This is a genomic window from Acidovorax sp. GBBC 1281 (genome assembly GCF_028473645.1).
Taxonomy (GTDB): Bacteria; Pseudomonadota; Gammaproteobacteria; order Burkholderiales; family Burkholderiaceae_C; genus Paracidovorax.
Window position 1 is genome coordinate 5,430,915 of record NZ_CP097269.1, and the last position, 25,208, is coordinate 5,456,122.

Consider the following 25,208-nt stretch of genomic DNA (forward strand, 5'->3'; position numbering starts at 1 on the left):
GCCGCGGGTTTTTTGTAGGAGAAACGCGTTTTTTTGCCGAAATTCCCCGCCGAATACACGGCGTTGCATGGGATAGCGCACGGTTTTCGGCACACTGCTGGCCCATGCAGCAACCAAAACGACGCCATTTCCTGCGCACCCTCGGCCGAGGCGCCGCCCTGGCCTCGGCCGGGACCCTCGGCCTGAACTGGACCCAGGCCTTCGCCACGCTCAAGCCCCTGGGCAAGCCGCAGCCCTTCGATTTCGCCGCCCTCAAGGGCCAGGCCCGCGCCCTCGCAGCCAAGGCTTACGAGCCGTACCAGGGCACCCTGCCCCCCTCGGTCACGTCGCTCGACTGGGACCAGTACCAGTCCATGCAGTTCCGGCCCGACCACTCCCTTTGGGCCGACGAGAAGCTGCGCTTCCAGGCCAAATTCTTCCACCTGGGCCTGTTCTTCAAGAAGCCCGTGCACATGTACGAACTGGCCAACGGCCAGGCGCAGGAGCTGGCCTATGACCCGGCCATGTTCGACTACGGCAAGAGCGGCCTCAAGGCCGGCGACCTGCCCGCCGACCTGGGCTTCGCGGGCTTTCGACTGAACTTCCACACCGACCCCGTGCGCGACGTGGCGGCCTTCCTGGGCGCCAGCTACTTCCGCGCCGTGGGCGGCGAGTGGCAGTACGGCCTGTCGGCGCGGGGCCTGGCCATCGACACCGGCATGCAGCGGCCGGAAGAGTTTCCGGACTTCACCGCGTTCTACCTGGAGCGGCCGGCCCCGGGCTCCAACACCGTGGTGGTGCTCGCCCTGCTCGACTCCCCCAGCGTGGCCGGTGCCTACCGCTTCGCGATCACCCCGGGCGACACGCAGGTGATGGAGATCGACGCCGCGCTGTACCCGCGCAAGGAAATCGAGCGCATCGGCATCGCCCCCTGCACCAGCATGTTCCAGCACGGCGAGAACGACCACCGGATGGCCAACGACTGGCGTCCGGAAATCCACGACTCCGACGGCCTGTCCATGTGGCGCGGCAACGGCGAATGGGTGTGGCGCCCACTCACCAATCCGCCGAACCTGCAGTTCAACGCCTTTGCCGACCAGAACCCGCGCGGTTTCGGTTTGCTGCAGCGCGACCGCAACTTCGACCACTACCAGGACGACGGCGTGTTCTACGAGCGCCGGCCCTCGCTGTGGGTGGAGCCCAAGGCCGACTGGGGCGCGGGCTCGATCCAGTTGGTGGAGATTCCCACCATCGACGAGACCTTCGACAACATCGTGGCGTTCTGGAACCCCGAGCGCAAGCCGAAGGCGGGCGAAGAGCTGCTGGTGGGCTACCGCCTGTACTGGGGCGCGCACCCACCGGCCCGGCCCGCGCTGGCCAGCTGCGTGGCCACGCGCACGGGCCTGGGCGGCGTGGTGGGCCAGCCGCGCAAGTATTTCTCGTGGCGCTTCGCGGTCGACTTCGCGGGCGAGAACCTCGTGGCGCTCGGCCGGGACGCCAAGGTGGAGCCCGTGATCACGGTGAGCCGCGGCAAGGTCGAGATCACGTCGGCCCGCCCCCTGGACGCCGTGAACGGCTGGCGCGCGATGTTCGACATCCGGCCCGAGGACGACAGCACCGAACCCATCACCATCCGCCTGTTCCTGCGCGTGGGCAAGGAGCCCATCACCGAAACGTGGCTCTACCAGTGGGTGCCGCCGGCGCCTGCGGACCGCAAGCTGGTGTGACACCCGTCGAAACCCTGTGGCGGCCGCCCGGCGGCTGCCGCTAGAATTTCATCACTTTTTGAGGCAGCCACCAGGAGAACCCATGGCCCACGACACGACCACCACCCCGCACGTTGGCGAACACCACCATGCCCCCGATGGCGTCGAAGCCGTGGTCCCGCTGATGCCCATCGTGCTGCCCGTGGTGGGCGGCGTGCTGATGTTCCTGCTGGCCTTCATCGCCATCTACATGGCCTGAGCGCCGGCCCCTCCCCCTTCGCAGAGCCCCGCGCCGCGGGGCTTTTTTACGCCCACGTCCTTCAAAGGAACACACCATGAGAGCCGGCCACGCCCTGGTCCTTTTTTCCGGTGGACAAGACTCCACCACCTGCCTGGCCTGGGCTCTGACCCACTTCGAGCGGGTGGAAACCATCGGCTTCGACTACGGCCAGCGGCACCACGTGGAGCTTCAGGCACGGCAGGACGTGCTGGCCGCGCTGCGCACCGAGTTCCCGCAATGGGCCGGCCGCATGGGAGAGGACCACATGGTCGATCTCGCGGTGCTGGGCCAGATCAGCGACACCGCGCTCACGCGCGACACTGCCATCCAGATGACCGAGGCCGGGCTGCCCAACACCTTCGTGCCCGGCCGCAACCTGCTGTTCTTCCAGCTCGCCGCCGCGGTGGGCTACCGGCGCGGGCTGCACACGCTGGTGGGCGGCATGTGCGAGACCGATTTCTCGGGCTACCCCGACTGCCGGGACGACACGCTCAAGGCCTTGCAGGTGGCGGTGTCCCTCGGCATGGGGCAGCGCTTCACCTTCGAGACGCCGCTCATGTGGATCGACAAGGCCGCCACCTGGGAGATGGCGCGCCAGCTGGGCGGCGATGCGCTGGTGGACCTGATCGTGCAGCGCTCCCACACCTGCTACCACGGGGTGCGCGACACGCTGCACGCCTGGGGTTACGGCTGCGGCACCTGCCCGGCGTGCGAACTGCGGCGCGCAGGCTACTTTCAGTGGACGGGGCTGCCGCCAGGCCCTTGACGACTGCGGAGATGCGCCACTTTCCGGCCTTCTCCGCACATTCCCTGTGTCCCCACCCTGCGTCGAATGCCTCGCGACGCAAGGGTTTTCACCCAGCGCGCGGGCGTTGTTGGTCCGGAGTCGTTCTGCTAGCATCAATTCACTTACCGGCCGGCATGTAAAAAATAGATCGCTCATGGAATCAGGGCGACGCCGCAGAGAAAGAGGAAGACAAATGCAGGGTTTGATGCAATCCGGAGCACTGCTCATCTCCACGTTGCTGGAGCACGCGGCTCACCACCACGGCGACGTGGAGATCGTCTCCCACGTCGACGCGCACACCAGCCTGCGCACCAGTTGGGGCGAAGTGGGCCGCCGCGCGCGGCGCCTGGCCAGCGCCCTGCACGCTCGCGGTCTGCCGCAGGGCGCGCGGGTCGGCACGCTGGCCTGGAACACGCACCGGCACCTGGAGCTGTACTACGCGGTCTCGGGCATGGGCGCCATCCTGCACACCGTGAACCCGCGCCTGTTCCCCGAGCAGATCAGCTACATCGTCAACCACGCGGCCGACGAGTACCTGTGCTTCGACCCGGACTTCGCGCCGCTCGTGGCCCAGATCGCGCCGCACCTGCCCTCCGTCAGGGCCTACGTGGCCCTGTGCCGGCGCGACCAGTTGCCGGCGGTGAACCTGCCCGCGCCGCTGCTGTGCTACGAAGACCTGGTGGACGCGGGCGACGCCGCTTTCGCCTGGCCCGCGCTGGACGAGAACACCGCCTCGTCGCTCTGCTACACCTCGGGCACCACCGGCCACCCCAAGGGCGTGCTGTACAGCCACCGCTCGACGGTGCTGCATTCGTGGACCGCCTGCGCCACGGACGGCCTGGGGCTGGGCGCGCGCGACAGCGTGCTGCTGGCCGTGCCCATGTTCCACGTGAACGCCTGGGGCATTCCGTATGCGAGCGCCATGAGCGGCGCCAAGCTCGTGCTGCCCGGCCCCAACCTCTCGGGCGAGCGCCTCTTCGCGCTGCTGCGCGACGAGCAGTGCACGCTTTCGCTGGGCGTGCCCACGGTGTGGCTGGGCTTCTTCCAGCATGCCGAGGCGTTGCCCGCCGCCGAGCGCGCGGCGCTGCGGCTGCAACGCGTGGTGGTGGGCGGATCGGCCGCGCCGCGCGCCATCATCGAGAAGTTCGACCGGCTCTTCGGTGCGTTCGTGATCCAGGCCTGGGGCATGACGGAGACCAGCCCGCTGGCCACCATCGGCAACCTGCTGCCCCGGCATGCCGACCTGCCCGCCGAAGGGCGCCACGCCGTGCAGGCCCGCCAGGGCCGCGCCATCTTCGGCGTGGAGATCGCGGTGTTCGACGCCGAGGGGCGCCAGCGCGCGCAGGACGACCGCACCCCCGGCGACCTCAAGGTGCGCGGGCCCTGGGTGGTGTCGGCCTACTACGGCCAGGAGCCGGGCGCGGCCCTGGATGCGGACGGCTGGTTCGCCACGGGCGACGTGGCGCTGATCGACGCCGAGGGCTACGTGCAGATCACCGACCGCTCCAAGGACGTGATCAAGTCCGGCGGCGAATGGATTTCCTCCATCGACCTGGAGAACCTGGCCGTGGGCCACCCCAAGGTCCAGGAGGCCGCGGTGATCGGCGCCTACCACAGCAAGTGGCAGGAGCGCCCCCTGCTCATCGTGGTGCCCAAGGCGGGCGAGTCGGTGAGCGGCGCGGAGATCCTCGACTTCATGAAGGACCGCATCGCACGCTGGTGGATGCCCGACGACGTGGTGTTCATCGACGCGCTGCCCCACACCGCCACCGGCAAGCTGCAAAAGACGCGGCTGCGCGAATTGTTCCGCGACCACCGCCTGCCCACCGACGCGGCCTGACTCCACGCCCCGCGGCCCCTGCCGGCCGCTGGCATCGCACACCCCGCGGACGGCGGGGCCCTGGATGCATCCGTCCCGACCGAAGACACGCACACACCAAGGAGACACACCCATGCCATTGCCCAGCTCCCGCCTTGCCCTTGCCGCCCTGGCCCTCGCCTGCGGCGCAGCGGCCCATGCCCAGATCAGCGACGATGTGGTGCGCATCGGTGTCATGGCCGACCAGACCGGCCCCTACTCGGGCAACGGCGGCCCCGGCTCCACGCTGGCCGTGCGCATGGCCGCGGAGGACTTCGGCGGCGCCGTGCTCGGCAAGCCCGTCGAGGTGGTCGTGGCCGACGACCAGAACAAGCCCGACGTGGGCTTGAACATCGCGCGCAAGTGGCTCGACACCGAGAAGGTGGACACCATCGTCGGCGGCTCGGCCTCGTCGATCGCGCTGGGCATCTCCAGCCTGCTCAAGGAACGCAAGAAGCCCTACCTGATCGCGGGCACGGTGAGCGCGGAGCTGACTAACAAGTCCTGCTCGCCGATGAACTTCCAGTTCCTCACCGACACCTATGCGCTGCCCAAGGCCGGCGTGCAGAGCCTGATGAAGCAGGGCATCAAGAGCTTCTATTTCATCACCGTGGATTACGCCTTCGGCCAGGCCTACCAGGACGATGCGACGCGCTTCATCCAGGCCGCCGGCGGCAAGGTGGTGGGCTCTGTCAAGCACCCGCTGGGCGCCACCGACTTCTCGTCGTACCTGCTGCAGGCGCAGTCCAGCGGCGCGCAGGCCATCGTGATCCTGAACGCGGGACTCGATCTGTCGAACGCGCTCAAGCAGGCCGCGGAATACAAGATCACGCGCGGCGGCCAGGTGGTGACGGTGTTCGGCATGACGATCAACAGCGTCTCGGCCATGGGACTGGACGTGGCCCAGGGCCTGCAGCTGACGCTGCCGTTCTACTGGGACCGCGATGAGGCCTCTCGCGCCTGGGCCAAGCGCTTCATGGCGCGCAACAAGGGCGTGGTGCCCACCTACATCCACGCGGGCGCCTACAGCGCCGCCTGGCACTACCTGCAGGCCGTGAAGGCTGCGGGCACCGACGACGGCGCCAAGGTCGCGGCCAAGATGCGCGAGCTGCCCATCAACGACTTCTTCTCCAAGGACGTAAAGATTCGCGAGGACGGCCAGGCGCTGCGCACGGTGTACGCCATACAGGTCAAGAAGCCCTCCGAGTCCAAGGGCCCCAACGACTTCTACACGGTGCGCGGCGAGATCCCGCCCGAGCAGACCTGGCGCCCGCTGTCCGAGAGCAGCTGCGACTACATCAAGGCCGCCGCCAAGTAGGCCCGCGCCCGGCCGATACGCAGCCCGAGCCCCACCATGGACCTCCGGATCGACATCCTGGCCCCGCAGCGGGACCTGCTGGGCGAATGCCCGCTGTGGGACGCGCGCACGCAGTCGCTCTACTGGATCGACGGGCGCGCCGGCATCGTGCGGCGCCACACACCGGCCACCGGGGCCGGCGCGCAGTGGCAACTGCCCCAGCACATCGGCGCGATCGCGCTGTGCTACAGCGGCCGCCTGCTGCTGGCGCTGGAGGACGACTTCCAGTACCTGGACCCGGACACGGGCACCCTCTCGCCCCTGGGCGTTCGGGTGGCGCACGGCGCCGACCGGATGCGCCTGAACGACGGCCGCACCGACCGCAACGGGCGCTTCGTGGTGGGATCGATGACGCTGGGCCGCATGGCGCCCGAGGGCGCGCTCTACCAACTCGGCGCGCACAGCGTGCGCACGCTGGACACCGGCATCCACGTGGCCAACGGCACCTGCTTCAGCCCCGACGGGCGCTGGCTGTACTTTGCCGACAGCCCCACGCATCAGGTGCGCCGCTACGCCTACGACCCTGCCACGGGCGACATCGGCCCGGCCGAAGTGCTGGTGGACGCGCGCGTGCTGGGCTCCGTGCCCGACGGCGCTACCGTGGACGCCGAGGGCTGCCTGTGGGTGGCGCTGGTGCAGAACGGCCAGCTCGCACGCTTCACGCCCGACGGGCGGCTGGAGCGCCGCATCCAGCTGCCCGTGACCTTCGTGACCTGCCCCTGCTTCGGCGGCCCCGGGCTGGACGTGATCTACCTCACCTCCATCCGCGACAGCGGCAACCTGCTGCGCAGCGATCACCCGGACGCGGGCGCCGTGTTCGCCATCCACGGCACGGGCGTGCGCGGGCTGGAGGAAGCCCGCTTCGCCGACCTCCCCTCTCACCATTCGACAAGGACCCCCCAATGACCACCCGACGTTTCGAAGGCAAGGTTGCCCTCATCACCGGAGGTGCGCGCGGCATCGGCCGTGCCATCGCCGACGCCATGGCGGCCGAAGGCGCCGCCGTCGGCATCCTGGACCGCGCCGAGGACATGGCGCACGAAGCCGCCGAGCAGTTGCAGGCGCAGGGGCTTCAGGCCATGGCCTTCGGCGGCGACGTGGCGCGCCGCGCGAGCTTCAGCGACGCCGTGGGTGCGCTCAAGGAGCGCTTCGGCCGCCTGGACGTGCTCGTGAACAACGCCATCTGGGTGCGCTACGGCCCCATCGACGCCATCACGCCCGAGATGCTCGATCGCATGGTGGGCACGGGCTTCAACTCGGTGGTCTGGGGCATCCAGGTGGGTGCCGAAGCCATGGAGGCCGGCGGCAGCATCGTCAACATCGCCTCGTCGGCCGCCTTTCTGGGCCTGCCCGAGGGAATGCTGTACTGCGGTGTGAAGGCCGGCGTGCTGGGGCTGACCCGCTCGGCCGCCGTGGACCTGGGGCCGCGCGGCATCCGCGTCAACGCCATCTGCCCGGGCTCGGTGCTCACCGAGGGCGTGAAGATCAACGTCGATGCCGAAAAGGCCAAGCTGCGCATCGCCAAGACGCCGATGAAGCGCCTGGGCGAGGTGGAGGACATCGCCAAGGCCGCATGCTTCCTGGCCTCGGACGACGCCAGCTTCGTGACCGGCGAGTCGCTGCTCGTGGACGGCGGCGTCACCCATGCCTTCCTCTGAGCCGCCCAACGGCCGCCCCGCCATGGACGCCCCCTTCATCCTCGAAGCCCGCCAGCTCAGCCGGCAGTTCCGCGGCTTCTACGCCGTCAAGGACGTGGACCTGCGGGTGCGCCGGCACTCGGTCCACGCCCTCATCGGGCCCAACGGCGCAGGCAAGACGACCTGCTTCAACCTGCTCACCACCTTCCTGCGGCCCTCCTCGGGCACCGTGGTCTTCAACGGCCGCGACATCTCGCGCAGCGACCCCGCCTCCGTGGCCATGGCGGGCCTGGTGCGATCGTTCCAGATCTCGGCCGTCTTCGGACAGATGACGGTGCTGGAGAACGTGCGCGTGGCGCTGCAGAAGCGCCACGGCGGCACCTTCGCCTTCTGGCGCAATGTGAAGGTCCTGCGCACGCTGGACGCGCGGGCGCTGGAGCTGCTGGAACGCGTGGGCCTCACGCGCTGGCGCGACACGCCCGCCGGCGAGCTGCCCTATGGGCGCAAGCGCGCGCTGGAGCTGGCCACCACCATCGCCATGGAGCCCGAGATGATCCTGCTGGACGAGCCCATGGCGGGCCTGGGCCACGAGGACATCGGCCCGGTGGTGGCGCTGATCCGCGAAGCCGCGCGCGGGCGCACGGTGCTCATGGTCGAGCACAACATGAAGGTCATCGCCGAGCTGTGCGACCGCGTGACCGTGCTGCAGGCCGGCCAGGTGCTGGCCGAGGACAGCTATGACGAGGTCTCGCGCGACCCGCGCGTCATCGAAGCCTACGTAGGAGGTGCCCATGCCTGAGACCCCCGACACGCGGCCCCTGCTGCAGGTGCGCGGCCTGCGCGGCTGGTACGGCGAAACCCTGGCGCTGCAAGGCATCGACCTGGACGTGAACGAAGGCGAGGTGGTGTGCCTGCTGGGGCGCAACGGTGCCGGCAAGACCACCACGCTGCGCGCCGTCATGGGGCTGCTGGGCCGGCGCGAGGGCCGGATCACGCTGCGCGGCCAACCCACCGAGGGCCTGCCGCCCGAGGCCATCGCGCGCCTGGGCGCGGCCTACTGCCCCGAAGAGCGCGGCATCTTCGCCAGCCTCTCGACCGAAGAGAACCTGCTGCTGCCGCCGGTGCTGCTGCCCGGCGGCCTGAGCGTGGCCGAGATCTACACGCTGTTCCCCAACCTGCAGCAGCGCCGGCACAGCCCGGGCACGCGGCTGTCGGGCGGCGAGCAGCAGATGCTGGCCATCGCACGCATCCTGCGAACGGGCGCCAAGCTGCTGCTGCTGGACGAACCCACCGAGGGCCTGGCGCCGGTGATCGTCGAGCGCATCGGCGCCACCATCCGCATGCTGCGCGAGCGTGGCTTCACCGTGCTGCTGGTGGAGCAGAACTTCCGCTTCGCCTGCGCGCTGGCCGACCGCTTCTACGTGATCGAGGAAGGCGAGGTGGCAGGCCACTTCCGCGGCGACGAGCTCGACACGCAGCGCGAACACATCGAGTCGCTTCTGGGCCTGTGAGCCCTTCTTCACCCAACGCAGGACGGACAACACGATGGACGGGCTATTCGGAATCCCCTGGGCTGCACTGATCGGGCAGCTTCTGGTCGGGCTCATCAACGGCGCCTTCTATGCCCTGATGAGCCTGGGGCTGTCGATCATCTTCGGGCTGCTGCACGTGGTCAATTTCGCCCACGGCGCGCAGTACATGCTGGGCGCTTTCGTGGCGTGGGGGCTGCTCGAATACCTGGGTATCGGCTACTGGCCGGCGCTCGTCATCGCGCCGCTGGTGGTGGCGGGCTTCGGGGTCGTGTTCGAGCGCCTGATGCTGCGCCGGCTGTATGCGCTGGACCATGTGTACGCGCTGCTGCTGACCTTCGGCGTGGCGCTGCTCATGGAGGGCGCCTTCCGCCTGCAGTTCGGCGTGAGCGGCCAACCCTACCCCAACCCGCTGACGGGCGGCATCGACGTGGGCGTGACCTTCCTGCCGCTGTACCGCGTTTGGGTAATCGCCGCAGCGCTGGCGGTCTGCCTGGGCACCTGGTTCTTCATCGAGAAGACCAAGCTGGGCGCGTACCTGCGCGCGGCCAACGAGAACGCCCCGCTGGTGCGCACCTTCGGCATCAACGTGCCGCGCATGCTCATGCTCACCTACGGGCTGGGCGTGGGCCTGGCGGGCCTGAGCGGCGTGATGGCCGCGCCGATCTACCAGGTAAGCCCGCTGATGGGCTCGAACCTGATCATCGTCGTGTTCGCGGTGGTGGTGATCGGCGGCATGGGCTCCATCCTGGGCTCCATCGTCACCGGCTTCGCGCTCGGCGCCATCGAGGGCCTGACCAAGGTCTTCTATCCCGATGGCGCGGGGGTGGTCATCTTCGTGGTGATGATCCTCGTGCTCGCCGTCCGTCCCCATGGCCTCTTCGGCCGTGCCCACTAGGAGTCGCCATGGACCTGCTGAGTCGACGCACCCACAACGCGCTGCTGCTGGCCGCCCTGGCTTGCCTGGCCGCCGCGCCGTTCGTGGTGTACCCCATGTTCCTCATGAAGCTGATGTGCTTCGCGCTGCTGGCGGCATCGGTCAACCTGCTGGTCGGCTACGTCGGCCTGCTGTCGTTCGGCCACGCCATGTTCTACGGCACCGCCGGCTACATCACCGCGCACGCGGTCAAGGTCTGGGGTTGGGAGGGCCTGAGCGGCATCGCCCTGGGCGCGGCCGCGGCCGCTGTGCTGGGCCTGCTGACGGGGCTGCTGGCCATCCGCCGCCAGGGCATCTACTTCTCGATGATCACGCTGGCCTTCGCGCAGCTGGTGTACTTCATGGCGCTGCGCCTGCCGTTCACGGGCGGCGAGGACGGCATCCAGAACATTCCACGCCCCACCGTGCTGGGTCTGTTCTCGCTGGAGAACACGCTGGTGCTGTACTACTTCGTCACGGTGCTCATCGGCGGCGCGTTCTGGCTGATCCACCGGCTGGTGCACTCGCCCTTCGGGCAGGTGCTGCGCGCCATCCGCGACAACGAGCCGCGCGCCCAGAGCCTGGGCTACCGCGTCAACCGCTACAAGCTGCTGGCCTTCGTGCTGTCGGCCGCCATCGCGGGCTTCGCGGGCTCGCTCAAGGCGCTGGTGTTCCAGCTCGCCTCGCTGACCGACGTGCACTGGGCCACCTCGGGCGAGGCCCTGCTCATCTGCATCGTGGGCGGCATGCAGACGCTGCTGGGCCCGGTGGTGGGCGCCATGGTCATCGTGACCATGGAGAACTACCTCGCCTCGTTCGCCGAGTGGGTGCTGATCCTGCAGGGCGTGGTGTTCGTCGTCGTGGTCATGCTGTTCCGCAAGGGCATCGTCGGCCAGTTCCAGGCCTATCTCGCCAGCCGCCGCCAGCGCGGCGCGGCACCGCTGTAGGAAGACCCCATGCCAGCCCATGCACTTCCCCTCAACTGGCCCGCCACGCCCGGGCTGCTGGCCGGCCGCCTGGCCCTTGTCACGGGTGCGGCCAGCGGCATCGGCCGCGCGGTGGCCGTGGCCTTCGCCCAGGCCGGCGCGCGCGTCATCGTGACCGACCTGCAGGCCGAGCGCTGCGCGGACACGTTGCGCGATGTGCGCGCCGCCGGCACCGAGGGCTGGGCCTGGGCGCTCGACGTGTCCAGCGCCCAGGCCTGCCATGACCTCGCCACGCAGGTGGCGCAGTCGGTCGGCGATGTGGACACGCTCGTCAACAACGCGGGGGTGATCATCCGCGAAGGCATCGACAGCCCGCGCGCCGCCGAGAACCTGCGCCGCACGATGGACGTGAACCTCTTCGGGGTGTTCCACACGGTGCACGCCTGGCTGCCCGCGCTGCGGCGCACGCGCGGCAGCATCATCAATGTGGCCTCGGGCGCGGCATTCATCGCGCAGGGCGGTGCGCTGGGCTACTCGCCCTCGAAGGCGGCGGTGAAGATGTTCACGCAGACCCTGGCGCTCGACCTCGCGCCCGATGGCATCCGCGTCAACGCGCTGGCGCCGGGCGTGATCGACACACCGATGACCGAGGCCACGCGCGCCAACCCCGAGCGGCTCGCGCGCTTCATGCAGCGCATCCCCGCCGGCCGCCTGGGCCAGCCGCACGAGCTGGCGGGGCCGGCGGTGTTCCTGGCCTCGGACATGGCGAGCTTCGTCAACGGCGTGACGCTGCCGGTGGACGGCGGCACGCTGGCCGTCTGAGGCAGGCGTGCACGGGGCGCGCGGGCACCCGGAAATCATGGATGTGATGTTGCAGGCCCCACCCGTGCATTTGCTTGATGCGCGCACGGCGCGAACGCATCATTTCCCGCAGGACAGACCGCACGCCGCACGCGCCAGCGCAGCGCCGGTGGCGACCTGACCCCATCTGAAACCATCCGCGGCACGGACCATGCCGCGCCCCAGAGGAGACAACATGACAACGCAAACCCTGCACGGGAACGCCAACGCTCCCACCCAGTCCCAGCGCATCGACGTGGCCATCGTCGGCGCGGGCTTCGGCGGCATGTACGCCGTGTACAAGTTCCGGGAAATGGGCCTGAAGATCCAGGGCTTCGAGGCTGGCAGCGACGTGGGCGGCGTGTGGTACTGGAACCGCTACCCCGGCGCGCGCGTGGACCTGCCCAGCATCGACTACAGCTTCTCCTTCTCGCCCGAGATCGAGCAGGAGTGGACCTGGTCGGAGCAGTTTGCCGCCCAGCCCGAGCTGCTGCGCTACATCAACTTCGTGGCCGACCGGCTCGACCTGCGCCGGCACATCCAGTTCAACACGCGCGTGACCAGCGCCGTGTGGAACGAAGAACGCCAGCTGTGGACGGTGAAGACCGACCGCGGCGCCGTCTACGAAGCCACCCACTGCATCATGGCCACCGGCCCGCTGTCCATTCCCAAGGACCCCGAGATCCCAGGCCTGGAGCGCTTCAAGGGCCGCCTGCTGCGCGCGGCCAGGTGGCCGCACGAGCCCGTGCGCTTCGAAGGCCTGCGCGTGGGCGTGATCGGCACCGGATCCACCGGCATCCAGATCGTGCAGGAGGTGGGCAAGGAGGCGGGCGAGCTGTTCGTCTTCCAGCGCACGCCCAGTTTCACCATGCCCATGCGCAACGAAGACCTCACGCCCGAGTACATAGCCGAGGTCAGGCGCCACTACGCCGGCATCCGCGAGTCCGCGCGCAACAGTGCCGTGGGCGGCGTGCGCCCGCAATCCACCCGCGCGTTCTTCAGCGTGACGCCCCGCCAGCGCCAGCAACTGCTGGAAGATGCCTGGAAGAGCGGCGGCCTGGCCATGCTCGGCACCTTCTGCGACCTGATGACCAACGCCGAAGCCAACGAGCATGTGGCGCAATTCGTGCGCGGCAAGATCGGCGAGGTCGTGAAGGACCCGGTGACGGCCGAGCAGCTCAAGCCGCGCGGTTACCCCATCTTCGCCCGCCGCCCCTGCCTCGACTCCAGCTACTACGAGACCTACAACCGCCCCAACGTGCACCTGGTGGACCTGCTGAACGACCCGATCGTGGAGATCACCGAGAAGGGCGTTCGCACGCAGTCCGGCGAGGTCGAGCTGGACATGCTCATCCTGGCCACCGGCTACGACGGCCTGACGGGCGCGCTGCTGGCCTTCGACGTGGTCGGGCGCGACGGCCGCACCGTCAACGGCAAGTGGCAGGACGGCGCACGCTCCTACCTGGGCCTGATGATGGAGGGCTTCCCCAACCTCTTCATGACCACCGGCCCCAACGGCCCCGCCGCGCTGGCCAACATCATCCGCATCAGCGAGAACGACGTGGACTGGATCGCCGCCGCCATGCAGCACATGCAGCGCCAGGGCCTGGCCACCATCGAGCCCACCGCCCAGGCCGAGCAGGGCTGGATGGACCTGGTCTACACGCTGTCGCAGCGCTCGCTGCTGCTCAAGGCCAAGACCTGGTACGTGGGCGCCAACGTGAAAGACAAGCCGCAGGGCCTCACGCTGTTCACCGGAGGCTTCGCCAAGTATCGCGAGCACTGCGCAGCCGCTGCGCAGGACGGCTACCGCAACTTCGCCTTCCAGCGCCCAACCCTGGCGCGGCCGGCGCCGTATACGGGCCAGGAAGCCCCGGCCGAAGCAGCGGTGGCGGGCTGACCGCCCGCGCCGTCCTGCCCGATGCGTGCGCTATGCGGGGCCCGGCTCGGGCTGCGGTTGCTCCAGCTGCAGGGCCAGCCGCCGCATGAGCGCGGTGTAGCGCGCCCGGTGGGGCCGCATGCGCTCGATGGTGCCCCCCATGCCCAGCACCACGAGGCGGCCCTGCACGCGCCAGGGCAGCACCACGCCGATGGTGGCGCCGCCCAGCAGCGGCAGGTTCTCCAGGTAAAGCGCCTTGCGCAGCCGGGCGCCGGCCACCTCGGGGGCGATGGTCTCCAGCGGCACCTGGTCTCCCCGCCCTTGCACGGCAATGTTGGCGCGGTGCACGAGCTTTTCCACCTCTGCATCGGTGCGGTCGGTGAGCAGCAGCCAGCCCACGGCCGAACGGGTCAGCGGGCGCAGGCTGCCCTCGTCGGTGTGAAAGCGGATGGCATGCGTGGACTGGATGACGCGGATGTACTGCACGTAGATGTCGTTGAGCATGGCGATGGACACCGTCTCGCCCGTGGCGCCGTGCAGGTCGTGCATCAGTTCGAAGATGCGGCCCTGCCCGAACAGCGCCTGCGAGATCCAGTCGCCCAGCGACGTGACGCGCGGCGTGGGGAAGTACAGGCGCTCGGTGCGGTCATAGCGCAGGTAGCCCATGGCGATGAGGTTCTTGAGCAGCACCGTGGTGCTCGACTGGGGGTAGCCCAGCGCCTCGCTGATGTGCTTGAGCGGCAGGGGCGTGCGCACCTGTGCGAAGTATTCCAGCACCTGCAGCACCCGCGTGGCGGACTTCACCGTACTGGCGAGCATGGGAAAGCTCCAGAGACAACGCGGCGGGTGCATGGCATGGCCGGCCCATTGTGCGGGCCCCCGCCACCGCCGGCAGCCCTGCGCGCGACACAGGCACGGGCCCGCGCGGCGGACCGCTTTCCTTCCCGCAAGCCTTCATTCCAACCCTTGAACCCCATGGCACACCTTCCTTTCCCTTCCATCGGCCAGCCCGGCGTTACCACGCCAGCGGAGGCCGCATGAACCGCTGCATCATCACCGGCGCCGCGCGGGGCATCGGCCGCGCCATCGCACTGCGTCTGGCGCGGGACGCGGCGCCCCACGGCGGCGCCCGCATCGCGCTGGCAGACCAACATCTGGCCGAGTTGGAGCCCCTGGCGGCCGAGATCCGGCAACTGGGCGGCACCGCGCTCGTGCTGGGCGGCGACTTGGCCGACGCGGCCTTTCCGGCCCGCCTGTGCGCGCAGGCCGTGAGCGCCTTCGGAGGCCTGGACGCCGTGGTCAGCAACGCGGGTTTCGCGGCACCGGGCGACCCCGCCACCTGGGACCGCGTCTTCGCCGTCAACACGCGCGCGCCGCTGCTGTTGGCCCAGACCGCCTACCCGGCGCTGAAAGCCGCGCGCGGCACCGTGCTGTTCATCACCTCGATCTCGGGCAGCCATGCCACGCCGCCGCTGGGCGCCTACAGCGCCAGCAAGGCCGCCGCGCTCATGCTGATGCGCCAGATGGCCGCCGAGTGGGGCCCTGAGGGCATCCGCGTGAACGCGCTCTCGCCCGGGCTGACGCTCACGCCGGGCACGGCGGCGGCCTATGCCGATCCCGAGGCCCGCACGCTGCGCGAGGCACGCGTGCCCCTGCGGCGACTGGCCGAAGCCGATGACATGGCAAGCGTAGCCGCCTTCCTGCTGGGCCCCGACGCGGCCTACGTGCATGGCGCCGAATTGCTGGTGGACGGCGGCCTGGCGCACACGCTCATGGGTTCGCTGCCCATGGGCGGCTGGGCCCGCCCCGCCGCCGGCTGAAACGCCTGCGGGCCCGGTGCGCAGGCCCATCGAGCCTGCGCACCGGGCCTTCCAGAGCTTGGTACCCGGCAGCCGACCCGCGCTGCAACGCGGCCGGTGCCCTTGGACTCCTGCTGCTCCGCGCGCCATGAGGTCAGGCCCCGTCCCCACCAGGTGGGCCTGCCCGCGACCGCGGGTTTCAGAAGGCGTGGCGCACGCCCACGTGCACGGCATCGCTGTTGCCGCCGTCGCCGAGACCGGCCTGCGACGTCGCGCCGGTCAGCGCGTAGCCTGCACCGTTGCGGTTCTTCACCTTGCCATAGTCCGCATACAGCGTGGTGCGCTTGGACAGGGCATACAGATAGGCCACGCCGAACTGCGTGGCATCGCGGTTCAGCGGGCCGCGGTCATCCACCTTGACGACCTGCGCGAGCACCGTGCTGGCCCCGAACGGTACCGCCACGCCCAGAGAGGCGCTGCGGTCGTCCTGCCCGGCGTAGTAGCCCACGGTCGGAATGCCCGCCAACTGCACATTGCCATCGAGTGCGGCATGCACGGCCGGGCTGAGGTCGGCGCCGGGGTTCTTGAACGTCGCGAACGAGCCGAACAGCTTGAAGCCGCCGAAGTTGTAGGCCAGGCTGGAGTTGAGCCAGCGCACCGTGCTCAGGTCCGTGGGATGGCGCAAGGTGGTGTACGCCACCGCGCCGCTGAGCGCCTGGCCGGAATAGAACAACGCGACAGCGGCCTGGTTGGCGGCCTGGGTGCCTCCCGTGGCACTGGTGCGCTCGCCGAAGGAGTACGAGAACTTGCCGATGAATCCGGACAGCGAGGGCGACTGGTACCAGACCGTGTTGTTCGCGCGGCCCGTGGCCGGCTGAATGCCCTGCAGGTTGCCGGCGCCCCCCAAACCGAAGGCATCGCCCACGGCCTGCGCCTCGGAGCTGATCGTGGTCACCGTGCGGCCCAGCCGCACCTCGCCGAAGTCGCCCGTGAGGCTGACCAGGGAACCCCGGCCGAAGAACTTGGCACCTGCGCCCTGGTTCTGCCCCGAGCCACCCGTGTCGGAGTTGATGCCCGCCTCCAGCCAGAAATTGGCACGCAGCCCGCCACCCAGGTCTTCGGAGCCCCGGAAACCTAACCGCGATCCATTCATGTGCCCGCTGTCCAGCTTGGTGATGCGCCCGCCCGCGCCGGAGGCATAGGCGATGCTGGTGTCGATCAGTCCATAAAGGGTCACGCTGGATGCGGCGGCGGCCATGCCGCCCGCGGGCGTGGTGATCTGGCGCAGTTCTTCTTTCTGCGCCTGTTGCGCCCACGCCGGCGCTTGACCACAGGCCCAGGCGGCCATGGCGCCTACTAGCACGCGTGATGGCGTGCCCTGGATGCCCCGGCGAATGCGGCCGGCTGTTTTGTTGAATATTTCCGACATCGAATGTCTCCTCACGCAGCAATATGAATCGCCACCCGCCAGGGTTGGCACATGACCGGCCACCCACAGCAAAATCATCAATTACCTGTCGACCGGTTAAAAAATGGTAAGAAAAAATCCCATTGATTTCAATGACCTACATAGCAATTGCAGGGTATGCACCGAACGATTACGGGTATTCACCGACCATCAAAGAAGACCCATCCGAAAATCAAAAAATCCAGCACCAATGGCCCGGATTATTCATCCAGGCCATTACTGAAGCCCAACGAAAATCAGGCGTCGAAATTATCCATCGGGTAATCCAGACAGCAGTGCATACCACGCGTCCGCCGGCTTGTGTGCGCCCACAGGCATGCGCACGCCGAAGCGCTGCGCGTCAGTGCCCGGGGCGGCGGGCGCTTCGTGGATCCAGTCGTAGACCACGGTGCGGGCCGCCACGCGCCATTGGCCCGAGCGGCGCTCGAAGCGGTCGATGTAGCGGCCGCACAGAAAGGTCTCGGCGGCCTCCCCCTGGGCGCTGGTACCCGTCTGGAAGGCCTGGAAGTAGCTCTCCACCGCGGCCTGCTCGCCCCGCAGTTCGATCGCGATATTGCCCAGCAGGTGCACCATTCGGCCGCTCCCCGGCAGCTTGTCCAGGGCCCAGTCGATGAATCCCTCCGCACTGCCCTGGTAGGGGCCGTGCCGGTCGGTAGCGTCGGGCCAGTAGGCGCTGCGCAGGGCCTCTGCATCGCAGCGGTCGATGCCTCGGCTGTAGCGGTACAGGCATTCGCGGATGGCATCCTTGTCGGCCAGGGCTTGCCACCCGGCCTCCAGCGCCGTCAGGCGCGCTTCAATGGGTGCCATGGGAGTCCCCTCGCGCGGGAGCGCGCACGGCGATCACGGCATCCAGGCAGGCGGCGCCCTGCACGCGCACCACCAGCGGGTTGATGTCGATGCTCTCGATCTGGTCGGCATGCGAGAAGGCGAACTCCGACAGCCTGCACAGCGCATCAGCCAGGGCCTGTTCGTCATACTGCGGACCGCCGCGCCAGCCGCGCAGCAACTGTGTGGAGCGCACGCGCTCCATCAGCGCCCGGGCCCGCTGCGGCGTGAGCGGTGCCGACGCGAAAGCCACGTCCTTGAAAAGCTCCACGGCCGTGCCGCCCGAGCCGAACATCACCATGGGTCCGAAGGTCGGGTCCCGGTGGATGCCGGCGATCAGTTCCACCCCGCCCTTCAGCATGGGCGCCACCAACACGCCATCGAGCCGGGCATCGGGCCGGGCCGATTGCGCGCGCTGCATCAGTGTGGCAAAGCCTTCGGCCACGGCCTGCGCGTCGGGCAGGTTCAGCAGCACGCCCCCCACTTCGGTCTTGTGCACGATGTCGGGCGAGACGATCTTGGCCACCACGGGGTAGCCCATGGCGGAGGCCGCCTCGGCAGCCTCCGTGGCGCTGCGGCAGATCCGCTCGGGCAGCACGGGCAGGCCCGCGGCCGCCAGCGCACGTTTGGCGCCGTCTTCGGTGGACACGTTCCCCAGTGGTGCGGAAGGCCCGGTCGGTGGGGGCGGCAGGTGCAGGGTGCTCCGGCGCTGGTGCACGTGGGCCAGCGCCGCCACGGCCTGCACAGCGCGCGATGGGTCTTCGAACACGGCGATGCCGTGATGTTCCAGCGCCGCATTCACCTCGGGCCGCGAGAGCATGACGAGCACCAGCAGCCGGTGCGGATGGCGCTGCTTGAGCGCGATCAGCTCGGCCTGCGTGGCCGCGAAGCGCTGTGGCGAGAGGCCCACATGCGCCAGGTAGGCGAACACGGTGCCGTAGTCGGCCTGGTCCAGCATCAGTGCCACGGTGCGCGGCACGCCCTGCGGCACGGCGGTCACCTGCGCCGTCATGTCCAGCGGGTTGCTGGCCACGGCGAACGGCAGCAGCTCCAGCGCCGCGGCCCGCGCGGCGGCCGGCAGCGGCGACAGCTGCAGCCCGCGCTCGCCCGCATCGTCGGCCATCAGGATGCCGATGCCGCCCGAGCCGGTAACCACGCCGACATCGGTGTTCTGCGGCAGCCGGCCCGCGGTGGAGTGCAGGTAGGCGATGTCGAGCATCTCCTCGATCGAAGCGGCGCGCCAGGCGCCGCACTCCGCGAACACCGTGTCGTACACCGCGTCGTCGCCGGCCAGCGAGCCGGTGTGCGTGGATGCGGCGGCAGCACCCAGCTCCGTGCGCCCCACTTTCATGATGACCACGGGCTTGCCGGCATGCGCGGCCTTGAGCAGAGCGGCGCGCAGGCGATCGCCATCGCGGCAGGACTCGAGCGCCGCGCAGATGACGCGCGTATCGGGGTCGTCCACGAGGTAGTCGATGCACTCGGCGACATCCACGTCCGCCTCGTTGCCCGTAGCCACGATCTTGCTGAAGCCCAGTCCGCGCAACGATGCCGCGCCGTAGGCGGCCGAACCGAAGGCACCGCTCTGGGTGGCCAGCGCGATCGGGCCAGGGCGCGGCTTCAGGCCATTGAGCGCCGTGGAGAAGGTGGCGAAGAAGCGCGTGGGCACGTTCAGCAGGCCCAGGGAGTTGGGACCGACCATGCGCACCCCGGCATCGCGGCACAGGCCCACGATGCGGTCCTGCAGCGCGCGACCCTCGGCGTCCACCTCGGCGAACCCGGCTGTGAGCACCTGGATGGCCTTCACGCCCTTGGCGATGCTGTCGCGCACCGCCGCCTCCACGCCCGCCACGGGCACGCAGATGATGGCATGGTCCACGGGGTGCGGGATGTCGCGCACGCTGGCGTAGGCCGGCAGGCCCTGGATGGTGTCGCCGCTGCGGTTGACGGGGTACAGCGGCGCCTCGAAGCCCCCTTCGAGCATGAAACGCAGCGGCCTGCCGCCGATGCGTTCGGGGTCCGACGAGGCGCCCACCAGGGCGACCGACGTGGGGTGGAACAGCGGGTGCAACGAATGCATGGGGAAGCGTCCTTCTGTACGGGGGTCTCTGTCTGGTCGGGTCGGGTCGGGAGGGTGGCGTGGCCGGGGCGGCTCAGTGCAGCGCGGGCCGCGCCAGGCGGTCCAGGTGCGCGAAGCGATCGCCCCACTGCAGGCTGCAGGCCAGTGCGTGCATGGCCAGGCGCGCCGCGGGCAGTTCGCGTGACATGCCGATGCCCCCGTGCAACTGGATCGCGGACTCGGCCACTTGGCGCCCCGTGACCGACAGGTAGAGCTTGACCAGCGCGATGTCGCGCGGCGCGCTGCCGGCCGGGCCTTCGCACAGGTCCAGCACCTGTCGGCGTACCATGCCGCGCACGTTCTCATAGGCCACGTACATCTCCACCACGCGGTGGCGCAGCGCCTGGAACGTGGCCAGCGCCACACCGAACTGCACGCGCGTGGTGAGGTACTCGATGGTCTGCTCGATCATCGCGCCGATCGCGCCCACGGTCTGGGCGCAGGCCAGCAGGCCGCCGACGGCGCTGGCGCGCTCCACCCGGGTGTACACGTCCTCGCCCTGTGCCAGGACGCTGGACGCCGCCAGCGTGACGCCGGACAGGGCGATGTCGGCCGTCTGGCGCCCGTCAATGCCCAGCCAGGTGCTGGCGTGGCCCGGCACGGCATCACGCGGTGCCAGCACCAGCAGTGGCAGGCCATCGTCCTGCGTGGCGACGAACACGAAGTGCGTGGCGGGCTCGGTCAGGTCGGCGCCATGGAGGCGACCGTTGAGTGTGAGGCGATCGCCATCGCGCACGGCAGCCAGGGGCACCGGGCCCGTGTCCAGCACAGGGCAGACCGAGGCCTCGCCCGCGGCCATGGCCCGCAGCACGTCGCTGGCGCCCGGCAGGCCGGCCAGCAGCAGGGGCACCACGGCACACCGTGCGGCCAGGGGCTGCGCCAGGGCATGTCGGCCCGCGGCTTCGGCGATGGCGGCCACATCGCCTAGCGAGGCGCCGGCGCCGTCGTGCGCCTCGTCGATCAGCACTCCCTGCCAGCCCAGTTGCAGGAATTGGCTCCAGGTCTCGCTGGGCTCCTGTGATTCGAAGGTCTCGGTCACGGGCGCCGCAGCGGCCACGCGGGCGGTGGTGTCATAGAGGTCGCCGGGAAACATCGGCGTCGCGTGGAATGTCATGGGTCAGGCTCCGAAAAGGTCGCGGGCGATCACGTTCTTCTGCACTTCGCTGGTGCCCCCGGCGATCGTGCGCGAGCGGTAGAACAAGTAGGTGTGGATGAGCTGGCGCAGGGAGTCGTCCGCATCGCTTGCCACCTCTTGGCCCGTGGCCGCGACGGTATCGACCAGGCGTGCGGCGTACTCGGGGCCGGCGATGTCCAGCGCAATGCCGATGAGCTGCTGGGACAGGTCCGAGCAGTAGAGCTTGAGCGCCGACGATTTCGAGGCTGCCAACGTGCCCTGCATCTCCTCCTGGATCGCGCTGAGAAGCATCTCGCGCGCGCCCGCCACGCCGGCCTGGGCCAGGTACAGGCGTTCGAGCAGCACATGCTGGCTCGCGCTGGGCGCCGATCCGCCAGCGCCGCGCGCGCGCAGCAGCTCCCCGACCTGCTCGGCCAGGCGGGCCAGGCGCGGCACCGTCGCGGGCGAAAGCCGCTCACGGTCAAGCAGGAACTTGGCGCACTTCCAACCCTCGCCCTCCACGCCCAGGAGGTTGGCGCAGGGCACGCGCACGTCGTTGAGGAACACCTCGTTGACGTGGTGCCAATGGTCGATCGTGGGGATGGGCCGCACCTCGATGCCCGGCGTGTCCATGGGCACGAGCAGCAGCGAAATGCCGGCCTGCTTGCGCCCCTCGTTCGACGTGCGCACCAGCGTGTACATCATGTCGGCCTCCTGCGCGTGCGAGGTCCAGATCTTCTGCCCGTTGATCACGTAGTGGTCGCCATCACGCACCGCCGCCGTCTTGAGCGACGCCAGGTCCGAGCCCGCGCCGGGCTCGGAGTAGCCCTGGCACCACCACTCGCTGCCGTCCAGGATGCGCGGCAAAAAGCGCGCCTTCTGCTCGGGCGTTCCGAAATGCATGATCACCGGGCCGATGTGGCCCAGGCCATGGTGGTACTGGGGCGGGCAGTCGGCCTGCGCGGTGACCTCCTCGAACAGGTAGCGCTGCTGCAGGTCCCAGCCTGTGCCGCCGTATTCCACCGGCCAGTTGGGCGCACCCCAGCCGCGCGCGAAGAGCTTTTCCTGCCAGATGCGGTACTCGTTGCGCGTGACCTTCTGGTTGGTGCGAACGACCTCCTTCAGGGCCGGCGGGCATTCGGACTCGGCGAACTGGCGCAGTTCCTCGCGGAAGGCATCGTAGGGGTCGAGGGTGTGCGATGAAGGGTGGGGGATCGTCATGGTGCTTGGAAGTGCTGGGGCGCTAGCCCCGGTTCGTTGCAGGAAAGAAGGAAGCCACAGCCCTGGACCACGGTGCGGCCGTCAGGGCGGGTGCCGGTGGAGTGCCGCGGCGTGGCGGCTGCGCGCGCAGGCGGGGTGGAGGCCACGGCACGCATCAGTCCAGTTGGATGTTGCGTTCACGGAAAACGGGGGCCCAGCGCTCGCTCTCCGCGCGCAGGTAAGCCGCAAAGGCCTCCAGCTCTAGGTTGCGGGGCTCGACACCGGCACGCTCCACGGCCTCGCGCACGGCGGGCTGCTCCAGAACCTGGCGCAACTCGGCATGCAGCCATCGCTGCAGTGCCGGCGCAGTGGATGCCGGCAGGAAAAAGCCGAACCAGCCCCCTGCGGTGAAATAGGCCAGCTCCGGCACGCCGGACTGGGCAATGGGCAACAGATCGGGCGCCCGGGCCAGCGGGGCGGTACTCGCAACGCCCAACGCCCGCAGCCGTCCGCTGCGCACATGGGACAACGACGCCACCGAATCGAACATGGCATGCACTTGCCCGCCCAGCAGATCATTCAGCGCGGGCCCATTGCCGCGGTAAGGCACATGCACGATGTCCATGCCCGTGAGAGACGCCAGCAGTTCTGCGGCGATGTGCGGACTGGACCCGTTGCCGGACGAAGCGAACACCAGCTTGCCCGGGTGTGCTTTGCCGTACGCCACCAACTCGGCCACCGACGTGACGGGCAGGCGCGTGCTCACGTACAGGACGCTGGGCGTGTCGCCCACCATGGCGAGGGGAGTCAGGGCGCGCGGATCGTAAGGCAGCTGTTTCATCAACAGCGGATTGGCGATGTAGCCGAATGCCGTGAGCAGCAGCGTATGGCCATCGCCCGGCGCGCGCGCCACCACCGCCGTACCGATGGTGCCGCCCCCGCCGTTGCGGTTGTCGACCACCACCGGCCGGGACCACCGCGCCGAGAGGGCCGACGCAATCGGGCGTGCCAGGTTGTCCGTCAAACCTCCGGCGGCATAGGGTACGACGATCTGGACGGGCCTGGACCCCACCAGTCCCTCGACGCCCACCACGCCTTGCGCCCGCGCCTGGGCACAGGCCAGGCCTGCACTCCAGGGCAAAAAGAGGAAATGGCGTCGGTCAGTGCGCATGGGTAGACTCCTGCGAAAAGTCTACTAAACGGCCGGCAAGTAAATGAACAGGGAAAACCCGCGCCGCGTGCCAGGAAGGCCAGAAACGAACAAGCCGCCCCGGCACAGACCGGAGCGGCTTGGAATGGCGCCCGAGGAAAGGTGGCGCGCGCTACTGCAGCAGGCCGCCGAACGCCATATCGAGGTACTGCTCGATCACCTGCCGGGTGGTGAGGCGCCCTCCAGGCACATGCCACCGCGCGATGTGGTTCAGCATGGACAGCAGCATGCGCCCGGCCATGGCCGGGTCCACCGCGCGGAACTGCCCTGCAGCGGTGGCCTGCGCGATGCTGTCGCGCAGCAGGTGTTCGTACTCGTCGCGCAGATAGACCGCCATGGCACGCGGGTCAACCGCGCTGCCGGACCAGAAGGCGTTGGAGCCGGCGATCCAGGAATGGCGGCTGCGGTCGAGGAAGTCGGCCGACGACTGCATGAACAATCGCACCTTGTCGACCGGCGTGGCGCCCCCGGCCATCGCCTCGCGCACGGAGTCCACCAGCGCCTGCATGGATTCCAGCACGATGCGCTCGTAGAGCGCTTCCTTGTTGGGGAAGTGGTAGTACAGCGCCGCCTTGGTGATCTTGGCCTCTTCGGCGATGTCACGCAACGAAGTGCCCTCGTACCCGCGCTGCGCAAACAAGCGGCATGCAATGTCGATGAGCTGTTCCTGCCGGGTGTCGGAGCGGGTCGTGGGCGCCGAGTCGACGGGGTCGTTCGCCGAAGCGGCTGGACGGTTTGCCATAGGGGGAGGCCTCCTCTCTTTTGTAGTTCTGGCAGCCGGCCGGGCGACGGATCGGCGCCGCCCCGGTGCCACAAACCCCTCGCATCGCTGCGATGGGGATGGTGTCGTGCAGCCTCCATTTTGCAGCAGCGTCCTGGGCACAGCCCCGGCTGCTCTCTCTGCCCGTCAGCGGCCCACGTAAACCGGAGCGCGCTTTTCCAGGAAGGCGCGCTGGGCCTCCTTGGCATCCTCCGTCTTGGACAACGCGACGGTGTTGCCCTGCTCGTAGCGATAGGCGTCGCGCGACGGCATCAGCTGCGTCAGTCGCGCGGCCTCCTTGGCCAGCCGCAGCGCAATGGGGCTCTTGGATGCGATCTCACGCGCCAGGTCCATCGCGTAGGGCATCAGTTCCTCGGCAGGCAGGCAGGCCTCCACCAGGCCCAGGCGATAGAGTTCGGCGCCACTGACCTTCATGCCGGTGAAGAACATGCGACGTGCGCGTGAACGGCCGAACACCTCCTGCAGGAAAGTCACGCCCCCTGCGAGCCCGACGTTGATCTCGGGCATCGATACATAGCAGTCCTCGGAAGCCACCCAGATGTCGGAGGCCATCACCAGACCGAAGCCCGCACCCATGGCGGGCCCGTTGATGGCCGCGATGACGGGCTTGGAGCATTCGACGACGGCGTAGAACGATTCGCGCACCAGCCGGTTGTGGCGGCCGTAGGCGCCCGCGGTCGCACCGAGGTTGGGGCGCTCGCGGATGTCGGCACCCGCGGAAAAAACTTTGCCTGCGCCGGTCAGCACCACGACCGAGACGTCCTCCCGATCCGACAATTCATCGAATACCTGCGTGATCTCGGCACGCAGCTCCGCGTTCTGGGCATTGACCGGTGGCCGGTTCAGCGTCACGACGGCGATGCGGTCCTGCACCGCGAGTTGCAAGGTCTGGAAGTCCATATATCTCCTTGTGTGGCATGGAATCTCGCCACGGCCAAAACACTGCAGTCCATTTTTACCTGCCGGGCGGTAATTGAACTTTCGGAGAAATCCGCAGG

23 protein-coding genes are annotated in these 25,208 nt (G+C 69.1%); 14 read left to right on the plus strand and 9 right to left on the minus strand.

Annotation, left to right across the window (positions count from 1 at the left end; genetic code table 11):
* Positions 1-104: 104 nt before the first annotated feature.
* From M5C96_RS25470 to M5C96_RS25530, 13 genes are all read left to right on the plus strand, one after another.
* Entirely contained in the window at positions 105-1,706 is a 1,602-nt protein-coding gene (locus tag M5C96_RS25470; RefSeq protein WP_272566101.1) for a glucan biosynthesis protein, read from the plus strand.
* Positions 1,707-1,788: 82 nt separating this feature from the next.
* Complete coding sequence (locus M5C96_RS25475; protein ID WP_272549895.1) at positions 1,789-1,944, plus strand: hypothetical protein; 156 nt, start codon at positions 1,789-1,791, stop codon at positions 1,942-1,944.
* A gap of 76 nt (positions 1,945-2,020) precedes the next feature.
* Positions 2,021-2,731, plus strand: coding sequence for a 7-cyano-7-deazaguanine synthase QueC (gene queC / locus M5C96_RS25480; protein ID WP_272566102.1), 711 nt, complete (start codon positions 2,021-2,023; stop codon positions 2,729-2,731).
* 214 nt (positions 2,732-2,945) lie between these two features.
* Positions 2,946-4,592 carry a long-chain-fatty-acid--CoA ligase gene (locus M5C96_RS25485; protein WP_272566103.1) on the plus strand — a complete coding sequence of 549 codons (1,647 nt, stop codon included), beginning with the start codon at positions 2,946-2,948 and terminating at the stop codon, positions 4,590-4,592.
* Between the two features lie 112 nt (positions 4,593-4,704).
* Positions 4,705-5,928 carry an ABC transporter substrate-binding protein gene (locus tag M5C96_RS25490; protein ID WP_272566105.1) on the plus strand — a complete coding sequence of 408 codons (1,224 nt, stop codon included), beginning with the start codon at positions 4,705-4,707 and terminating at the stop codon, positions 5,926-5,928.
* 36 nt (positions 5,929-5,964) lie between these two features.
* A complete protein-coding gene (locus tag M5C96_RS25495) occupies positions 5,965-6,873 on the plus strand; it encodes an SMP-30/gluconolactonase/LRE family protein (RefSeq protein ID WP_272566106.1) in 909 nt (302 codons plus the stop codon).
* A complete protein-coding gene (locus M5C96_RS25500; RefSeq protein WP_272566107.1) occupies positions 6,870-7,625 on the plus strand; it encodes an SDR family NAD(P)-dependent oxidoreductase in 756 nt (251 codons plus the stop codon). The genes M5C96_RS25495 and M5C96_RS25500 overlap by 4 nt, the downstream gene beginning before the upstream one ends.
* Positions 7,626-7,647: 22 nt before the next feature.
* Positions 7,648-8,403 carry an ABC transporter ATP-binding protein gene (locus M5C96_RS25505; protein ID WP_272566108.1) on the plus strand — a complete coding sequence of 252 codons (756 nt, stop codon included), beginning with the start codon at positions 7,648-7,650 and terminating at the stop codon, positions 8,401-8,403.
* Complete coding sequence (locus tag M5C96_RS25510) at positions 8,396-9,115, plus strand: ABC transporter ATP-binding protein (protein ID WP_272566109.1); 720 nt, start codon at positions 8,396-8,398, stop codon at positions 9,113-9,115. The genes M5C96_RS25505 and M5C96_RS25510 overlap by 8 nt, the downstream gene beginning before the upstream one ends.
* A 34-nt stretch (positions 9,116-9,149) precedes the next feature.
* Positions 9,150-10,031, plus strand: coding sequence for a branched-chain amino acid ABC transporter permease (locus M5C96_RS25515; protein ID WP_272566111.1), 882 nt, complete (start codon positions 9,150-9,152; stop codon positions 10,029-10,031).
* An 8-nt stretch (positions 10,032-10,039) separates the two neighbouring features.
* The gene (locus M5C96_RS25520; RefSeq protein WP_272566112.1) at positions 10,040-10,996 is read left to right on the plus strand and encodes a branched-chain amino acid ABC transporter permease; all 957 of its coding nucleotides are present in this window, start codon (positions 10,040-10,042) and stop codon (positions 10,994-10,996) included.
* A 9-nt stretch (positions 10,997-11,005) separates the two neighbouring features.
* Positions 11,006-11,797 (plus strand): SDR family NAD(P)-dependent oxidoreductase, encoded by a 792-nt coding sequence (locus tag M5C96_RS25525; RefSeq protein ID WP_272566113.1) that lies wholly within the window; start codon positions 11,006-11,008, stop codon positions 11,795-11,797.
* Between the two features lie 214 nt (positions 11,798-12,011).
* Positions 12,012-13,715, plus strand: a complete 1,704-nt coding sequence (locus M5C96_RS25530) for a flavin-containing monooxygenase (RefSeq protein ID WP_272566114.1) — start codon at positions 12,012-12,014, stop codon at positions 13,713-13,715.
* A 30-nt stretch (positions 13,716-13,745) separates the two neighbouring features.
* Here M5C96_RS25530 and M5C96_RS25535 read toward each other — a convergent pair whose 3' ends face one another.
* Positions 13,746-14,513 (minus strand): IclR family transcriptional regulator, encoded by a 768-nt coding sequence (locus M5C96_RS25535; RefSeq protein ID WP_272566115.1) that lies wholly within the window; start codon positions 14,511-14,513, stop codon positions 13,746-13,748.
* A 218-nt stretch (positions 14,514-14,731) separates the two neighbouring features.
* On the opposite strand from M5C96_RS25535, the gene M5C96_RS25540 reads away from it, so the two are divergent.
* Positions 14,732-15,514, plus strand: a complete 783-nt coding sequence (locus M5C96_RS25540) for an SDR family NAD(P)-dependent oxidoreductase (RefSeq protein ID WP_272566117.1) — start codon at positions 14,732-14,734, stop codon at positions 15,512-15,514.
* A gap of 178 nt (positions 15,515-15,692) precedes the next feature.
* Here the strand turns inward: M5C96_RS25540 and M5C96_RS25545 are convergent, their stop codons facing one another.
* The 8 genes from M5C96_RS25545 to M5C96_RS25580 all read right to left on the minus strand — a co-directional run bounded on the left by M5C96_RS25545 (position 15,693) and on the right by M5C96_RS25580 (position 25,110).
* Complete coding sequence (locus tag M5C96_RS25545) at positions 15,693-16,922, minus strand: porin (RefSeq protein WP_272566118.1); 1,230 nt, start codon at positions 16,920-16,922, stop codon at positions 15,693-15,695.
* A 288-nt stretch (positions 16,923-17,210) separates the two neighbouring features.
* Positions 17,211-17,768 (minus strand): nuclear transport factor 2 family protein, encoded by a 558-nt coding sequence (locus M5C96_RS25550; RefSeq protein ID WP_272566119.1) that lies wholly within the window; start codon positions 17,766-17,768, stop codon positions 17,211-17,213.
* Positions 17,755-19,866, minus strand: coding sequence for an acetate--CoA ligase family protein (locus M5C96_RS25555; RefSeq protein WP_272566121.1), 2,112 nt, complete (start codon positions 19,864-19,866; stop codon positions 17,755-17,757). The genes M5C96_RS25550 and M5C96_RS25555 overlap by 14 nt, the downstream gene beginning before the upstream one ends.
* Before the next feature lie 73 nt (positions 19,867-19,939).
* Entirely contained in the window at positions 19,940-21,019 is a 1,080-nt protein-coding gene (locus M5C96_RS25560; protein ID WP_272566122.1) for an acyl-CoA dehydrogenase family protein, read from the minus strand.
* Positions 21,020-21,022: 3 nt separating this feature from the next.
* Positions 21,023-22,240 carry an acyl-CoA dehydrogenase family protein gene (locus M5C96_RS25565; RefSeq protein WP_272566124.1) on the minus strand — a complete coding sequence of 406 codons (1,218 nt, stop codon included), beginning with the start codon at positions 22,238-22,240 and terminating at the stop codon, positions 21,023-21,025.
* 154 nt (positions 22,241-22,394) lie between these two features.
* Entirely contained in the window at positions 22,395-23,390 is a 996-nt protein-coding gene (locus M5C96_RS25570) for a Bug family tripartite tricarboxylate transporter substrate binding protein (protein ID WP_272566125.1), read from the minus strand.
* A gap of 151 nt (positions 23,391-23,541) precedes the next feature.
* A complete protein-coding gene (locus M5C96_RS25575; protein ID WP_272566127.1) occupies positions 23,542-24,171 on the minus strand; it encodes a TetR/AcrR family transcriptional regulator in 630 nt (209 codons plus the stop codon).
* A 165-nt stretch (positions 24,172-24,336) separates the two neighbouring features.
* Entirely contained in the window at positions 24,337-25,110 is a 774-nt protein-coding gene (locus M5C96_RS25580; protein ID WP_272566129.1) for an enoyl-CoA hydratase/isomerase family protein, read from the minus strand.
* Between the last annotated feature and the right edge of the window lie 98 nt (positions 25,111-25,208).

Excerpts from the sequence above, each read along its gene's own strand:
- M5C96_RS25470 (WP_272566101.1), top strand. The coding sequence starts at position 105 with ATGCAGCAACCAAAACGACGCCATTTCCTGCGCACCCTCGGCCGAGGC.
- M5C96_RS25475 (WP_272549895.1), top strand. The coding sequence starts at position 1,789 with ATGGCCCACGACACGACCACCACCCCGCACGTTGGCGAACACCACCAT.
- queC (WP_272566102.1), top strand. The coding sequence starts at position 2,021 with ATGAGAGCCGGCCACGCCCTGGTCCTTTTTTCCGGTGGACAAGACTCC.
- M5C96_RS25485 (WP_272566103.1), top strand. The coding sequence starts at position 2,946 with ATGCAGGGTTTGATGCAATCCGGAGCACTGCTCATCTCCACGTTGCTG.
- M5C96_RS25490 (WP_272566105.1), top strand. The coding sequence starts at position 4,705 with ATGCCATTGCCCAGCTCCCGCCTTGCCCTTGCCGCCCTGGCCCTCGCC.
- M5C96_RS25495 (WP_272566106.1), top strand. The coding sequence starts at position 5,965 with ATGGACCTCCGGATCGACATCCTGGCCCCGCAGCGGGACCTGCTGGGC.
- M5C96_RS25500 (WP_272566107.1), top strand. The coding sequence starts at position 6,870 with ATGACCACCCGACGTTTCGAAGGCAAGGTTGCCCTCATCACCGGAGGT.
- M5C96_RS25505 (WP_272566108.1), top strand. The coding sequence starts at position 7,648 with ATGGACGCCCCCTTCATCCTCGAAGCCCGCCAGCTCAGCCGGCAGTTC.
- M5C96_RS25510 (WP_272566109.1), top strand. The coding sequence starts at position 8,396 with ATGCCTGAGACCCCCGACACGCGGCCCCTGCTGCAGGTGCGCGGCCTG.
- M5C96_RS25515 (WP_272566111.1), top strand. The coding sequence starts at position 9,150 with ATGGACGGGCTATTCGGAATCCCCTGGGCTGCACTGATCGGGCAGCTT.
- M5C96_RS25520 (WP_272566112.1), top strand. The coding sequence starts at position 10,040 with ATGGACCTGCTGAGTCGACGCACCCACAACGCGCTGCTGCTGGCCGCC.
- M5C96_RS25525 (WP_272566113.1), top strand. The coding sequence starts at position 11,006 with ATGCCAGCCCATGCACTTCCCCTCAACTGGCCCGCCACGCCCGGGCTG.
- M5C96_RS25530 (WP_272566114.1), top strand. The coding sequence starts at position 12,012 with ATGACAACGCAAACCCTGCACGGGAACGCCAACGCTCCCACCCAGTCC.
- M5C96_RS25535 (WP_272566115.1), bottom strand. The coding sequence starts at position 14,513 with ATGCTCGCCAGTACGGTGAAGTCCGCCACGCGGGTGCTGCAGGTGCTG.
- M5C96_RS25540 (WP_272566117.1), top strand. The coding sequence starts at position 14,732 with ATGAACCGCTGCATCATCACCGGCGCCGCGCGGGGCATCGGCCGCGCC.
- M5C96_RS25545 (WP_272566118.1), bottom strand. The coding sequence starts at position 16,922 with ATGTCGGAAATATTCAACAAAACAGCCGGCCGCATTCGCCGGGGCATC.
- M5C96_RS25550 (WP_272566119.1), bottom strand. The coding sequence starts at position 17,768 with ATGGCACCCATTGAAGCGCGCCTGACGGCGCTGGAGGCCGGGTGGCAA.
- M5C96_RS25555 (WP_272566121.1), bottom strand. The coding sequence starts at position 19,866 with ATGCATTCGTTGCACCCGCTGTTCCACCCCACGTCGGTCGCCCTGGTG.
- M5C96_RS25560 (WP_272566122.1), bottom strand. The coding sequence starts at position 21,019 with ATGACATTCCACGCGACGCCGATGTTTCCCGGCGACCTCTATGACACC.
- M5C96_RS25565 (WP_272566124.1), bottom strand. The coding sequence starts at position 22,240 with ATGACGATCCCCCACCCTTCATCGCACACCCTCGACCCCTACGATGCC.
- M5C96_RS25570 (WP_272566125.1), bottom strand. The coding sequence starts at position 23,390 with ATGCGCACTGACCGACGCCATTTCCTCTTTTTGCCCTGGAGTGCAGGC.
- M5C96_RS25575 (WP_272566127.1), bottom strand. The coding sequence starts at position 24,171 with ATGGCAAACCGTCCAGCCGCTTCGGCGAACGACCCCGTCGACTCGGCG.
- M5C96_RS25580 (WP_272566129.1), bottom strand. The coding sequence starts at position 25,110 with ATGGACTTCCAGACCTTGCAACTCGCGGTGCAGGACCGCATCGCCGTC.